This is a genomic window from Dactylosporangium maewongense (genome assembly GCF_039531485.1).
GTDB classification, from domain to species: Bacteria; Actinomycetota; Actinomycetes; order Mycobacteriales; family Micromonosporaceae; genus Dactylosporangium; species Dactylosporangium maewongense.
In genome coordinates, this window is the sequence record NZ_BAAAQD010000009.1 from 186,770 (window position 1) to 201,852 (window position 15,083).

7 protein-coding genes are annotated in these 15,083 nt (G+C 75.7%); 6 read left to right on the forward strand and 1 reads right to left on the reverse strand.

The window, feature by feature from the left end; all coding sequences use genetic code 11:
- Positions 1 to 68: 68 nt before the first annotated feature.
- Entirely contained in the window at positions 69 to 638 is a 570-nt protein-coding gene (locus tag ABD332_RS23515) for a hypothetical protein (RefSeq protein ID WP_344504215.1), read from the reverse strand.
- A 78-nt stretch (positions 639 to 716) separates the two neighbouring features.
- Between ABD332_RS23515 and ABD332_RS23520 the strand changes: the two genes are divergently transcribed.
- From ABD332_RS23520 to ABD332_RS23545, 6 genes are all read left to right on the forward strand, one after another.
- Positions 717 to 2,039 carry an ATP-dependent 6-phosphofructokinase gene (locus ABD332_RS23520; protein WP_344504216.1) on the forward strand — a complete coding sequence of 441 codons (1,323 nt, stop codon included), beginning with the start codon at positions 717 to 719 and terminating at the stop codon, positions 2,037 to 2,039.
- Positions 2,040 to 2,218: 179 nt separating this feature from the next.
- Positions 2,219 to 6,073: a DUF4132 domain-containing protein gene (locus tag ABD332_RS23525; protein ID WP_344504217.1), complete on the forward strand. Its 3,855-nt coding sequence runs from the start codon at positions 2,219 to 2,221 to the stop codon at positions 6,071 to 6,073.
- 132 nt (positions 6,074 to 6,205) lie between these two features.
- Complete coding sequence (locus ABD332_RS23530; protein WP_344504218.1) at positions 6,206 to 6,763, forward strand: DUF4291 domain-containing protein; 558 nt, start codon at positions 6,206 to 6,208, stop codon at positions 6,761 to 6,763.
- A 122-nt stretch (positions 6,764 to 6,885) separates the two neighbouring features.
- A complete protein-coding gene (locus ABD332_RS23535; protein WP_344504219.1) occupies positions 6,886 to 9,204 on the forward strand; it encodes a putative bifunctional diguanylate cyclase/phosphodiesterase in 2,319 nt (772 codons plus the stop codon).
- A 15-nt stretch (positions 9,205 to 9,219) separates the two neighbouring features.
- Positions 9,220 to 12,099 (forward strand): hypothetical protein, encoded by a 2,880-nt coding sequence (locus ABD332_RS23540; protein WP_344504220.1) that lies wholly within the window; start codon positions 9,220 to 9,222, stop codon positions 12,097 to 12,099.
- Positions 12,096 to 14,996 (forward strand): hypothetical protein, encoded by a 2,901-nt coding sequence (locus ABD332_RS23545; RefSeq protein WP_344504221.1) that lies wholly within the window; start codon positions 12,096 to 12,098, stop codon positions 14,994 to 14,996. Before ABD332_RS23540 ends, ABD332_RS23545 begins: the two co-directional genes overlap by 4 nt.
- The last annotated feature ends 87 nt before the right edge of the window (positions 14,997 to 15,083 follow it).

The window sequence follows — 15,083 nt, forward strand, 5'->3', positions numbered from 1 at the left end:
CACCGAGAAATCCCGCCGCAGCGTCTGCTGTGCCTCTGCGGTGGGCGGCGCTACCTCGGTTCGTACACCTAGGAAGCCCGCCGCAACGTCTGCTGCCGCCGCCGCACCTTGCGCTCCAGCGGGGCCAGCCGCCGGTGCCGCGGCCACGTCAACGTCAGCTCGGCACCCACCTCAAGGCCCGCCCACGTCCGCTGCGCGGCCCGCAGCGCGGCGACCGCGCGCACCACGGCCGCCTTGTCGCTCACGGCGAGCGGGTCCGCGCCCTGCTGGGCGGCGAGCCGGTCCAGGTCCAGGTCCCCGTCCGGGACGGCGGCGGCCCGCTCGACGAACCCGCCGATCAGCTCCGCCCGCTGCAGCCGGTCCCGGTTGGCCCGGATCAGCTCCGCCGAACGCTCCGCCGCGTGCGGCGGCCGGCGCCCCGACACGTGCGTCATGCTGCGGAACACGACCCCGCCCGCGATCGAGCCCCAGATCCCGTCGGGCATGCCGAGGGCGTCCTCGACGGTGAAGTGCACCAGGTCGTGCGGCGCGTGCGCGGTCACCGGACCCGCGTGCATCCGGTAGACCACACCGTCGTCGCGCGCGATGAGCACATCGGCCCACTGGTGGTCGGCAAGCCGGTGGAAGGTGACCCGCATCGCTCCACCATCCCCGCCGGCGGCAAAGCGCTCAACCGAATTCACCGGCACGAAACGCGCGTCCACCAGCATGGGCACATGGTGGACGAACGGGCCAGGCTCGAGGTCAGGACGCTCGGTGAGAGCCGCATCGACTCACCCCTGGCGGCGCTGCTGCGCACCGGGCGCACCACCCAGCACTACGTCGACGAGTCCGACCGGGTCCTGCTCGACGACACCGTGTCCCTCGTCGCGGCGCGCGGGGTGCCCGTCGACGAGCTGCCCGGCTTCGAGCCCGGCGGCCCCCGCCGCAAGATCTTCTTCGACCCGTCGAAGACCCGCGTCGGGATCGTCACCTGCGGCGGGCTGTGCCCCGGGCTCAACGACGTGATCCGCGCGCTGGTCCTGGAGCTCACCAACCACTACGGCGTGCGGCGCATCTTCGGCTTCCGCAACGGCTACCAGGGTATGACCGCCCGCTACGGCCGGTCCGTGGTCGACCTCGACGCCGACGTCGTCGCCGGCATCAACGAGTACGGCGGCACGATCCTCGGCACCTCCCGCGGCAACCAGGACCCGGACGAGATCGTCGACTGCCTCGAGCAGCTGTCCGTCAACGTCCTGTTCGTCATCGGCGGCGACGGCTCCATGCGCGGCGCGCTGAAGATCGCCGAGGTCGTCGCCGAGCGCGGGCGGCGCATCGCCGTGGTCGGCGTGCCGAAGACGATCGACAACGACATCCCGTACATCGAACGCTCCTTCGGCTTCCAGACGGCCTTCGCCAAGGCCACGGAGGCGATCCGGGCCGCACACGTGGAGGCGACCGCGTTCCCGAACGGGATCGGGCTCGTCCAGCTGATGGGGCGGCACTCCGGGTTCATCGCGTGCTACGCGGCGCTCGCCAACAACGACGCCGACTACGTCCTCATCCCGGAGGTGCCCTTCTCCCTCGACGGCCCCGGCGGCTTCCTCGCCCACCTGCGCGCCCGCGTCGTCGACCGCGGACACGCCATGATCGTCGTCGCCGAGGGCGCCGGCCAGGAGCTGTTCGACGCGGCCTCCTCACTCGACGCGTCCGGCAACGTGCGCCTGCAGGACTTCGGCCGGTACCTGCGGCACCGCATCGCCGAGGACTTCGCCGCGGCGGGCGTCGAGGCCAACCTGAAGTACATCGACCCGAGCTACACGATCCGAAGCGTGCCCGCGAACCCGTACGACAGCGTGTACTGCATCCGCCTCGCACACGCCGCCGTGCACGCGGCGATGGCGGGGCGGACGGAGATGGTGGTGGGCAGGTGGCGGGGACGGTTCGTGCACGTGCCGATCTCCCTCGCGATCAGCTCCCGCAACCTCGTCGATCCCGACGGCGACCTGTGGTTGTCGGTCCTGGAGGCGACTGGGCAGCCGCCGGTGTTCGCCTGAGCCTCGCGCTCCTGTCCTCGCCCCGGCCGCGGCCCGAAATTGTCGGTGGGTCTGGTTAGGGTGACTGCGTGACTGAGAAGGCGGTGGCCGGGGGCGCTCTGCCTGCGGCGGCGCCTGCACGGCTGGTGGTGCCGGCGTCGTGGCGGCGCAGCATCCACCCGCGGCGAGGTGGGACGCGCGTGGCGTACACCCCCGTGACGGATGCGGTGCCCGACTGGCCCGACACGTCAGCCGTCCTGCGCCTCTCCCCGGCCGCGGCGCTGGCCGACGCGCCCTCCGACAGCCCACCCGGCGCGGCGGCAGCGGCCGCGGCCGCGATCCTGCTCTGGACACCGCGGGTGCCGACGTTCGACCCCCGGGCGATCGCCGACCGCTGGATCGCCGACGGGGGCCTGGCGTTCGCCGCGGCCGCGGGCATCGAGCTCGCCGGTCTCCGACCACTCACCGTGCGCTGCGACGCCCCCGCCTGCCCCGGCCGGCACACGACGGTCACCCACCGTGCCGACGAGGCCGACGCACACAACGGCACCACCGGCGTCGAGACGATCCTCGCCCAGCTCCGAGTCGCCCTCACCGCCGCCTCCGACGACCTCCACGCGACGGTCATCGAGTCCTTGTCGGACCTGCGGACCAGGACGCCATCCGGTCAGCTCGCCACGCCGGCGGTCGCGTCCGTGCCGGAGCTGCGGGCCGGGTCGCCGTCCGGCCAGGTCGCCACATCGGATGGCCTCGCCGCGTCGGTGGTTGCGTCCCTCGGCGGCGAGGCCGACAGGACCCGCCGCGCGTCCGTGTCGAAGCCGTGGGCCGGGGTGCGGTCCGGCCAGGTGGCCGTGTCGGGTGGCCTTGACGTGCCGGCGGTCGAGCTGTTGCGGGAGCCTCGGGCCGGGACGCTTGCCCGGCGGATCGCGGCGTCGTTCCTCGCCCCCGACCAGACGGCCTGGGTCGACGAGGACGTCCGAGAGCTGGCCGCCGACGGCCGGCGGCATCCGTACGCACCGCTGCTCATGGCGGCCGCGCACACCCTGGCGCAGGCGGCTCTCATCCGTCCCCAGATCCACTCCGTCGGCTGGCGGCTGCTGCGTGGCACCGCCATGATCCACACGGTTGCCGAAGGGCTCGGCGACGGCGTTCTCGACGTCTACGCAGGCTGGCACCGGTCGGACTGGGGCACCGCCGACGAGCAGCGCGTCCTGATGGCGACCCTGGCCGCTGTCCCGACCGACCGCGCGTTCCAGGCACTGCTCGACGCGCTCGACGTCCGCGGTGCCCAGCCGGCCGTCGAGACCGCCGCCGAGCGCTTCCCGGAGCGGGCGATGCGCCTCCTGTCCTCCGCGTCCGAGCCCGGCGCCGGCCATCCAGCGACGGCACCGGCGGTCTCGAGCCATCCGGCCGCAGCCGCGACGGTTTCGGGCGGTTCAGCTATTGCCGCAGCGGATTCGGGAAGTTCGGCCGCGGTGGTTTCGGGCGGTTCGGCCGCGGCGGGTTCGGGGAGTCCGGCTGCGGCCGCGGTGGTTTCGGGCAGTTCGGCCGCGGTGGTTTCGGGAAGTTCGGCCCCGGCGGTTTCGAGCCATCCGGCTGCGGCCGCGCTGGTTTCGGGCGGTTCAGCTATTGCCGCGGCGGGTTTGGGAAGTTCGGCCGCGGCGGGTTCGGGGAGTCCGGCTGCGGTGGGTCATCTGGCGGCCGACGCGGTGCAGCGTGGGGCGAGGATCGCCGAGCTGCTGCGGCGGCATGCCGTGCGGCATCCGGGGCTGGTGCCGGCCGTTGCCGACGGTGCGCGGGCGGCAGGCGGGGGCTTGGCCGAGGCCGGGCGAATCGCGTTGCCGGCGGTGCTGGTCACGCCGCCGTGGGAGGTGCGGCGGGCGGTGGTGAAGCCGGTCGTGGTGCCCGGTCTCCGGTGCGACGACGAGCCGGCCGTGGTGTGGCCGCCCGGTGAGCGGGAGCAGCTGGTCGCCCGGCTCAAGCGCGGCGTGGACCGCGACGACCCCGAGCAGCTCGCCTCGCAGCTGCGGGCCGGGTCGCTGGAGGACTGGCTCGCCGTCGACCTGTTCGAGGCGGGGCCCGAGGACCTCGTCAGGCCGCTGCTGGCGACGTGGGAGCCGAAGCGCCTGTGGGGTGCGCACTACTGGCTTCGGCTGATCGCCGCGCGGTTCGGGGTCGCGGCCCTGCCGCTGGTGTTGCGGGTCGCGCGGCGGAGCCCGGCGGACGGAGGGCCGGCGTTGCTGGCGTACGCGGGGCCGGAGGTGGCCGTGCTCGTCGCCGGGTGGCACGGGCGGCTGAAGGCGGCGCGGGCGGTCGCTCTGGAATGGCTGCGGCGGCATCCGCGGGCCGCGGCGCGGGCGCTGGTGCCGCCCGCCCTCGGCAGGCAGGGGGCGGGCCGCCGGCACGCGGAGCAGGCGCTGCTCGCGCTGGCCGCCGAGGGGCACCGGGACACGGTCCTCGACGTCGCCGGTGGGCACGGGCCGCGGGCCGGCGACGCGATCCGCGACCTGCTCGACACCGACCCGCTCGACGTCCTGCCCGCGCGGATACCGTTCGCGCCGGCGTGGGCCGACCCGGCGACGCTGCCGCCGGTCAGGCTGCGGGACGGCGCGCACGTCCTGCCGGCCGACGCCGCCGGGCACCTGGTGACGCTGCCGCCGGTCAGGCTGCGGGGCGGCGCGCACGTCCTGCCGGCCGACGCCGCCGGGCACCTGGTGACGATGCTGATGGTGTCGAGGAGCGGCGACCCGTACGCCGGAATCCCCATCGTCAGGGACGCCTGCGAGCCGGCCGATCTGGCCCGGTTCGCCTGGGCGCTGCTGGAGCGCTGGGAGCGGGCCGACGCGCCCACGGCGGACAGCTGGGTGCTGGACGCGCAGGCGCTGCTCGGCGACGACGAGACCGCGGTCCGGCTCGCCGCGGCCGTACGGGATTGGCCGTACCAGGGCGCCCACCAGCGGGCGGCGGCCGGCCTGGACGTGCTCGCCCAGCTCGGCACCGACGCGGCGCTGACCCAGCTGCAGGACATCGCCGTGAAGATGAAGGCCAAGGCGGTGAGGGCACGTGCCGAGCTGAAGCTCCGCGAGGTCGCCGAAGCGCTCGACCTGACCCCGGACCAGCTCGCCGACCGGCTCGTCCCGCACCTGGACCTGACGCCCGACGCGACCCTCACCCTCGACTACGGCCCGCGCGGGTTCGTGGGCGGGTTCGACGAGCAGCTCCGGCCGTACGTGATCGACGAGGCCGGGGCCAGGCGCAAGGACCTGCCGGCGCCGGCCGCGGGCGACGACCCGCGCCTCGCCCCGGCCGCCCAGCAACGCTTCGCCGCCGCGAAGAAGGCCGTCCGGAAGGCCGCCGGCGAGCAGGCGCGGCGGCTGGAGCGGGCCATGGTGATGCGGCGGGAGTGGACCGGGGCCGAGTTCCGCCGGACGTTCCTGCAGCACCCGCTGCTGTGGCGGCTCGCCCGGCGGCTGGTTTGGCTCGTCACGCACGGCGGCGTGGACGTCGCGGTGCGGCTGGCGGAGGACCGGACGCTCGCGGACGCCGGCGACGGGCCCGTCCTGCTCGCCGACGAGGCCGTCGTGTCGGTGGCGCATCCGGTACACCTCGACGTGCCGAAGTGGGCGGAGGTGTTCGCCGCCTACGAGATCCTGCAGCCGTTCCGCCAACTGGCCCGCGACACCCACGCGTTGACGGCCCAGGAGGGCACGGCGACGCGGCTGGACCGGTTCGACGGCAGGAAGGCGCTGACGGTCAAGCTGCTCAGCCTGGAGCGGCGCGGCTGGCGCCGGTCCGGGCAGGACGGCGGTCACCAGGACCGGATCGAGCGCGACCTGCCCGCGGGTCCGGGCGTGCCCGGCGGCGGCACCCTGATCGCCGACCTCGATCCCGGCATCATGATGGGCGTCCCGGGCGAGCACCCCGAGCAGTCCCTGGAGATCTGGATCTGCCCAGCCGGCGGCGACCAGTGGTCGAGCGAGCGCACCGTCCCGTTCTCGGCACTGGACCCGGTCTCGGCCTCGGAAATCCTCCGCGACCTCGGCGGATGCCACTGAAGAGGATGCCACTGAACCCGGCCACAACCCGGCCGCCGGCGTCGCGAGGAGCAGGGCGGGGGCGGGGGCGGGGGCGGGAATCGGGTTGCTGGGGTGGGGGTGGCGGGTCGATCGTCGGGGGCGGAGGTGGTGATGACCGGGCAGCGGCAGATCCGGGCCGACTTCGACGCCAGCACGATCGTGGTCTATCAGGCGTACCCGCGGGCGATCGCCGACGCGGCGCTGGCGGCGGGGAGGTTCGTGGCGCCGTTCTCGTTCGGGAGGATGACGTGGATCAAGCCGTCGCTGCTGTGGTTGATGCACCGCAGCAACTGGGCGCGCAAAGCCGGCCAGGAGCGGATCCTCGCGGTGCGGATCAGCCGGGCGGGATGGGAGCGGGCCCTGGCAGAGGCTGTGCTGACGAGCGACCCTGAGCTGGCGCGGGCGCGGGTCCACGTGCAGTGGGATCCGGAGCGGTCGCTGCGCGGTGCGGCGCTCAACCACTACAGCATCCAGGTGGGGGTCGGGCGGGAGCTGATCCGCAGGTACGCGGAGGAGTGGGTCACCGGGCTCACCGACCTCACCCCGGCCGTGCACAAGATCGCCGTGCTGGTGCGTGGGGGCAGGACCGCCGAGGCGCAGCGGCTGCTGCCGGTGGAGCGGCCGTTCCCGCTGGAGCCGGCCCTCGCCCGCCGGATAGGGGCGGACTGAAGGCCCGTCATGCATTGCGGCAATGCAGGACGGCCCGATGTGTTTCGTGACCTCAGCGATGGACGGTTGAGGTAGCGTACGGAGGCGTGTTGTCGTGATCACCTCCGGTGAGGATGCGTTCATTGTCGCGCAGACCTGTGTCCGTTCCGCTCGCCGTCGCCGTGGCCGGGGTGTTTGGGGCCGTCGGTCTGGGTGGCTCGGGTCTGCTCGGCCCGTGGTGGTCGCAGTTCGTCGACGACCTGGCGCAGTTCGGCGCCGGGCTGGCCGCGACCCTCACCTGCTGGCTCACCGCCCGGCGGCACATCGGCGCCCAGCGCAGCTGGCGGCTGTGGATGGGCGCGGGCGCCTGCGGCTGGTCGATCGGACAGTTCATCTGGTCCTGGCACCAGCTGTTCGGTGACGACGCGCTGCCCTCGCCGTCGCTCGCCGACGCCGGCTACCTGACCCTGCCGGTCTTCGCGCTGCCGGCCCTGGTCGCGCTCGCCGTGGACCGGCCCGGCGGCGGTGGGCCCCGGCGGCTCGCCGCGCAGCTGGTGATGGTCCTGGACGGGCTCATCGTCGTCGGCGCGCTGTTCGTGCTGACCTGGGCCACGTCGCTCGGCGCGGTCGTGCGGGCCGGCGCCGCGACCCCGTTCGCCTACACGGTGGCGATCGCCTACCCGGTCACCGACCTGCTGCTCACCGTCATCGTGATCCTGCTGCTGGCCAGGTCCGCGGCCGCCAACCGGCGGCAGCTGTCGTTCCTCGGCATCGGGCTGTTCTGCCTGTCGTTCTCCGACAGCGTGTTCGCCTACCTGGTCGCCGCCGGCGCCGAGCGCATGCCGCCGCTCGCGGACGCGGGGTTCATCGCCGGCCAGGCCTTCGTCGCCGTGGCCGCGCTGACCCCGACGAAGAGCGCGAGTCCGGACCAGGCGACGGCCACAGGCAGGCCGCACCACCGCTGGGGGCACCTGCTGCTGCCGTACGTGCCGGTCGCCGGCACGGGCGTCCTCTTCATGATCCAGCTGGTGCAGGGCCGGCCGATGGACGCCTTCGAGATCGCCGTCGAGACGGCGGTCATCTCGCTGCTGATCATCCGGCAGGCGGTGACCCTGGTCGAGAACGCGGTGCTGCTCGACCGTCTCTCCGACAGCCAGGCCAGGCTCAGCCACCAGGCGTTCCACGACGGCCTCACCGGGCTGTCCAACCGGGTGCTGTTCCACGACCGGCTCGACCACGCCCTCGCCCTGCACCACCGCGACGACCGCCCCCTCGCCGTGCTCTTCCTGGACCTCGACGACTTCAAGGCCGTCAACGACCGCTACGGCCACCACGCCGGCGACCGGCTGCTGCGGCAGGTCGCCGAGCGGCTCCGGGGCGCGGTGCGCGACGGGGACACCATCGCCCGCGTCGGCGGCGACGAGTTCGCGGTGCTCCTGGAGGGCGGTGGCGACCCGGGCGTCCCCGCGCAGCGGATCATGGCCGCGCTGCGGGAGCCGTTCGACCTCGACGGCGCCGTGGTCGGCGTCGCCGCGTCGGTCGGGCTCGTCGAGGCGGGCACCCACGGGCCGGTGCACAGCGCCGACATGCTGCTGCGCCGCGCCGACGCCGCCATGTACGCCGGCAAGCGCCAGGGCAAGGGCACCCTCGTGCGTTACCGCGTCGACCTCCCCGACGGCACCGGCAGCTCCGACCTCGCCGAGATGCTCGCCGACACGCTGCGCGACGGGCGCGGCCTCGACGTGCACTACCAGCCGATCGTGCGGCTCAACGACGGCACGGTCGTCGCCGTGGAGGCGCTCGCCCGCTGGACCCATCCGAGCCTGGGGCCGGTGAGCGCCGACATGTTCATCGCCACCGCCGAGGAGATCGGCCTGATCCGCCTCGTCGACGACTTCGTGCTCGACCGCGCCTGCCGCGACGCCGCCGCGTTCCGCGGGCCATGGGCGAGCATCGCCGTGCACGTCAACACGTCCGCGGCCCGCCTCGGCCGGCCCGAGCACGAGGAGACCGTCCGCGCCGCGGTGCTGCGCCACGGGCTCGCCCCGCACCGGCTGCTGCTGGAGCTCACCGAGACCGCGCCGCTGCCCGACCTGTCCGCCGCCGCGGGGGCGGTGCGGCGGCTCGGCCGCTTCGGCGTGCGCTTCGCCCTCGACGACTTCGGCACCGGATACAACGCCCTCGCCCAGCTGCACGCGATCCCTGTCGACGAGGTCAAGCTCGACCGCAGCTTCACCCTCGCCGACGGCGGCCGCAGCGAGGCGATCTGCCGGTCCATCGTGTCGATCTGCGCCGGCATGGGCGTGACCGTCGTCGCCGAAGGCATCGAGACCGACCGTCAGGCCGCGACGATGGCCGCGCTGGGCTGCCGGTACGGCCAAGGCCACCGCTACGGGCTCGCCGGCCCGCTGCACGAGGTGGCGCCCCCGGGCGCACAGGACCCCGAGAACAGCCTCGTGTGACGTAAGGTCCTCTACGTGTTGGGCCTGATTCTCGCCGCGCTGCGGGCCCGGCGCGCCACCGCGGTCGTCATGTTCGTCCTCGCCGCGGTCACCATGGGCGCGGCCGTGGGCGCCGACGCCGTGTCCGGGCGCCTGGAGCGCAGCGCCGCCACCGCCAGGGTCGAAGCCGCCACGCCCGTCGAGCGCACCCTGTCCGTCCATGCGTCCGTCGCCCTCGGCACCGCACCCGACGACATCGTCAGCCGGTTCCGGGCGACGATCACCCGGGTCCCCGCGGACCGGACCCTGATCGGCGTGCGGTACTCCGGCGTCCTGCGCACCGACACCTCGCGCCTGCCGCTGGAGCTGCGGGCCGTGGACGGGTTCTGCGACAACATCACCCTGGTGCAGGGGCGCTGCGTCGAGCAGGACGGCGAGATCGTCCTGGCCCCCGACGTCGCCCGGCAGCTCGACCTCGCCGTCGGCGGCACGCTCAAGCAGGACGGCGGCTCCGGCACCGCCGTGGTCCCGCTGACCCTCGTCGGGCTCTACGCGCCCAGCGACCCGCTCGGCTGGTACTGGTCCGGGCTCGACGGGATCGCCGCGTACACCACGCGCAACACCGTCGCGAAGCCCGGCGGCGCGGCGGTCGCCACCTACGACGCCCTGCTGCCCGCCGAGGCCTTCGACGACCCGGCCGGGATCGAGGCCATGATCACCCGCCTGCGCAACGGGTCCGTGGACGTCTCCTCGGCCGCGGGCACGCTCGCCGCGACCGTCGCCGCCGACCGCCGCGGGGTCCGGCGCGGGCTGCTGCTCGTCGAGCTGCAGCTGCTGCTGTGCGGCGGCCTCGCGATCGCGGTCGCGGCCGGCTACGCGGCGCAGGAACGCCGCGCCGACGCCGCCCGCATGGCGATCCGGGGCATGCCGCCGTGGCGCATCCTCGCCGGCACCGCCGGGCAGAGCCTCGTGCCGCTGCTGGCCGGCGCCGCCTGGGCGGTCGCGCTGCGCCCCGCGCTCTGGCCGGCCCTGGTCGCCGGGGTCGTCATCGTCGTCTCCGCCGAGTGGCCGGCAACGCGGGCGAGCGTGCCGGCGCTGCTGCGGGTCGTGCAGCCCCGCCGCCCGCTGATCGCCGCGACCCTCGAGATCTGCGTCCTCGCGGTCGGCGCCGCCGCCGTCTTCCAGCTCGCCGCGGAGCCGGCCGCCAACGTGCGGCGCGACACCGGGTTCGGCCTCGGTCAGGCCGCGGTGCTCCTGATCGCGTTGGCGGCAGGTGTACTGGCGACGCGCGCGCTGCTGTCCCTCGCCGGGTTCGCCGGCCGGACCGCCCTCGCCGGCGGGCACGTCGGCGGTGCCCTCGCGGGCCTGACCCTGGGCCGGCGGCGGACCGCGTACCGGATCGTGCCCGTGCTCGCGGCCGCCACCTGCGTCCTCGCCGTCGCCGCCCAGGACTGGGCCGGGGCCGCGGGCGCCCGCGCCGACCGGGCCGCCGTCGAGGTCGGCGCCGACCGCGTGCTGCGGATCGCGCCGATGGACCGGGAGCGGCTCCTCGCCACGGTCCGCGCCACCGACCCCGGCGGCCGGGACGCGATGGCGGTCGCGATCGGCACCGGCATCGGCGCCCCGGTCATCGCCGTCGACGGCACCCGCCTGCGCGCGGTCACCGGCGTCGACCTGCCGTCGCTGCGCGCCGAGGCGCCCGCGCCGCTGACGCTGACCGGCACCAGGCTCTCGCTGCGTTTCGTCTCGGCGGGCTCGCCGGTGACCATGCTGCTGGCCGGCGACGCGGAGCGCGTGACGGCGGTCTTCCGGCCGCCGGGTGGCGAGCCCGCCGCCGTGCCCGTCGACCCGGCCGAGCCGCCACCGCCGGCGGTGGAGTCCACTGTGGAGGTCGCCGTGCCGCAGTGCGCGGCCGGCTGCCGGATCGTCTCCGTCGAGATCAAGCGCGGCCCCGTCGACCTGCTCGAGCTGCGCGCCGACGGCAAGGTGGCGGTCGACGGGGCCACGTTCGCCGACCCGACCCGCTGGCGGACGACGCTGGGCCGGGCCATCAGCACCGTGCAGGCCGCCCAGCGCGACGGCCGGCTCCGCCTGCTGGACACCGACCCGCCCAGCGAACGCCCCCGCGACAACCGCCTGTACGTCGTCGACACCCCGGTCCCGCTGCCCGCCCTCGTCGCGGGCGACCCGGACCTGTCCGACGACAACGACCTGGCCCGCGTGAAGATCTTCGGCGCCGACATCCCCGTGGCACCGCACGGCGTCACGTCGATCCCGCGCGGCGGTGCCAGGGGCGCGCTCGTCGACCTCGAGTACGCCGCCCACATCGCCGGCCCGGCCGGCGGCGCCACCTCCGGCGCCCGCGAACGCCTCGAGGTGTGGCTCGGCCCGTCCGCCCCCGCCGACCTGCCCGACCGGCTGCGGGCCGCTGGGCTCACCATCATCGGCGGCGACAGCGCCGCCGCGGCCGCGGCCCGCGCCGACCGGCTCTCCCCGGCCGTCACCCTGCTCGCCGGTCTCGTCGGCGGCGCCGTCGCGCTGCTGCTCGCCGCCGTCACCGCCGCGGTCGTCGCCGCCGTCGACCGCCGCCGGCGCGGCGCCGAGCTCACCGCCCTGCGCCGCCAGGGTCTGCCGGCCCCGACCGCCCGCACCGTCGGCCGATGGACCGCCGCCGTCCCGGTCCTCGTCGCGGTCCCCGTCGGTCTCGCCGCCGCGGTCCTGCTCCGCCTGCTCACCCCGGCACCGGTCCGGCCGTTCGCCGACCGGTGGCCGGTGCCGGTCGCGCCGGTCCAGTGGCTCGCGCTGCTGGCCACGGCCGTCGTCGTCTTCGCGGTCCTGCTGCCGCCCGCGCTGTGGTCCCGTTCGGGCGACCGGGCACGACGAGCCGCGCCGGCGGCGGGGAGGGGGTCGCGGTGATCGGGCTCGTGCTGGGGATGCTGTGGTCGCGGCGGGGGCGGGCCGCGACCGTCATGCTGCTGACCGCGCTCGCCACCGCCGGGGCGCTCGCCGCGCCCGCGTACCTCACCGCCGCCGACGACCGGATCGTCCGCTCCGAGGTGGCCGCCGCCGCGCCCAGCGAGCGGACCGTGCTCATCACCGGCGAGGTGCTGTCCTCCGGTGGCGGCAGCATGGCCAAGACGTTCCAGAGCCTCGCCGGCGGCTGGCTCGACGCCCCCGGCTACGCGACCGTGTTCTCCGCCCAGTTCCCCGCACAGCCCGGGGACCTGGCGATGGCGACCGCGTCGCAGCTCACCACCGTCGTGTTCCGCGAGAACATCTGCGCGCACGTCCGCGTCGTCGCCGGCCGCTGCCTGATGGGCACCGGCGACACGATCCTCTCCGGGCGCACCGCCGACCGGCTCGGCCTGCACCCCGGCGACACCATGTCGCTGACCGGCTCCAGGTACGACCAGCTGTCCAGCCGGTACGTGCCCGCCGGGCCGCCGACCGCGCTCACGATCGTCGGTGTCGTCGAGCCCCGCGACGCCGGGGAACCCTACTGGGGCCGCACCGGCGGCATGCGCGACGCGTTCCAGGTCGACCGGCGCACCCTGGACACGTTCTCGCGGCCGGCGGAGCTGGAGTCCTACGACGCGTACCCGCTGCCCGGCGCCATCACCGTCGACACCCTTCCCGCGCTGCGCGAGTGGACCGGGAAGGCGCAGCAGCGCAGCACCGAGGAGGCGCGGCTCAACACCGACCTCGACGTGCTGCTCGACCGCATCGACGAGCGCCGCGCCGAGGTCCGCGCCGCCGTCCCGTTCGCGGTCGCGCCCGTGCTGCTGCTCGCCTGGGCCGTCATCACGCTCGCCGTGTCCACCGTCATCCGGGCCCGCCGCTTCGAGCACGGCATCATCGCGCTGCGCGGCGTGGCCCGTCCCGGCCGGTGGTGGCTGGCGACGGGGGAGACGCTGCTGTCGGTGCTCACCGGGGCGGCGCTCGGGTTCACCGCCGCCGGCGGCTGGCAGATCCGCGGTGCCTGGCCGTACGCGGCCGTCGCCGTCCTCGGCGCGCTCGCCGTCGCCCTCACGGTTGCGCTGCGCACCGTGTCCGCGCCGGTGTCCGCGCTGCTGCGGCAGGTCGACCGGCACACCGCCCGCTGGCGCGGCCTCGCCCTGGAAGGTGTCCTCGTCGTGGCCGCCGTCGTCGCCGTCGCGCAGGTCCGCGGCCGGCCCGGCGGTGTCGCCCTGCTCGCGCCGGCCCTCGTCCTGGTCGCGATCGCGGTCCTCGCCGGCCGGGTCGGGCCGATCCTGAGCGGGCTGGCCGCCGCCAGGGTGCTGCGCCGCCCCTCCGCCGGCCGGTTCCGGCTCGCCGGGGCCCTCGCCGGGTTCCGGCTGGCGCGGCGGCCCGTCGGCGCGCGGCTCCTCGCGCTGCTCACCCTCGCCGTCGGGTCGCTCGCGTTCGCCGCGGGCACGACGTCCGCCGTCGACCAGCGGCAGCGCGACCAGGCCGCCCTCGCCACCGGCGCGCCCGTCGTCCTCAACGTCGACGCGACCAGCCGCACCCAGCTGCTGCGGGCCGTCCGCGCCGCCGACCCCGAGGGGCGGTCCGCGATGGCGGTGGTGCCGATCCGCGACTCCGACGACAACTCCGGTGCCGTCGCCGTCGCCGTCGACGCGGCCCGCCTGCCGGCCGTCGCGCTGTGGCCCGCCGGCGCGCCACCCGTCGCCGACGTGGCCGCGCGGCTGCACCCGCCGGCACCCGCCGAGGCGGTCACGCACACCGGCGCCAAGATCGCTCTGGACGTCACCGTCTCCGTGCTCGACCGGCCCGACGTCGTCCTCACCGCCACCCTCGCCCCGCTCGACGGCCAGCCCACCGCCACCGCCGACCTGGGCAAGCTGGTGCTGGGGCGGCGGACGTACACCGGCGAAACCCCCATGTGCGTGCGCGGCTGCCGCCTCGTGGAGATCGCCGCGAAGCTGCCGCCGTACGTCGGGCCGACCATCGTGGTGACCCTGCACTCGCCGCCGCCGACCGAGTGGCGCACCGCACCGGGCGCGACCGCCGTGCGCGGCGCCGACGGGATCACCTTCAGCCTGCCGATGACCTCCCAGCCGGGCGCCGGCGTGCTGCGCCCCGCCTTCGGCCCGGCCGAGCTGCCGGTCGCGACCACCGCCCCGCTGCCCGACGCCGAGTTCAAGACCTTCGGCAGCAAGGCCGTCCCGGTCGCCGAGTTCAGCGCCACCCGCCTGCCCCGCGTCGGCACCGCCGGTGCCTTCGTCGATCTGGAGTACGCCGACCTCACCGCCGAGGACGACGGCCGCGCCACCGGCGCCGAGGTGTGGCTGTCGGCGACCGCGCCGCCGGGCATCGTCGACGCCCTGCGCGCGCAGGGCCTCACGGTCACCGGCCGCCGCACCGTCGCCGACACCCGTGCCGCCCTCGCCGCCGGCGGCACCGCGCTCGGCCTGCGCTTCTACCTCATGGCCGGCTGGCTGTCGGCGGCCCTCGGCGCGGCCGGCCTCGCGGTGGCCGCGATCGGCACCAGCACCCACGACCTGCGCGCCCTGCGCGTCCAGGGCCTGCGCCGCTCGACCGGCACGCTGGTCGAGCCGTTCGTGGTGCTGGTCCTCGTCGCGGCGGCCGGCGTCGCGGGGGTGCTGGGGGCGGGGCTCGCGTGGTTCGCCGTCGGCGGCACGCTGCCCGGGCTGAAGGGCACCGGCCTGCCGCCGCTCGGCGTGCCCGCGGCGACGGTCGGGGTGACGCTGGCGGCGCTGGCCGTGGCGGGCCTCACCGCCCAGGCGGCGGCTTCCCGCACCCGTACGCCGCGCCGCTCACCCCGCTCCGGCAGGCCCCCGCGCCCCTCATGACCCGGTGCTTCCGTGATCCGGTAGACCTTGTGCACCCAGGGCTGCACGAAGTCTTCCGGATCACGAGGAACGGGCGTGGAGGCTGAG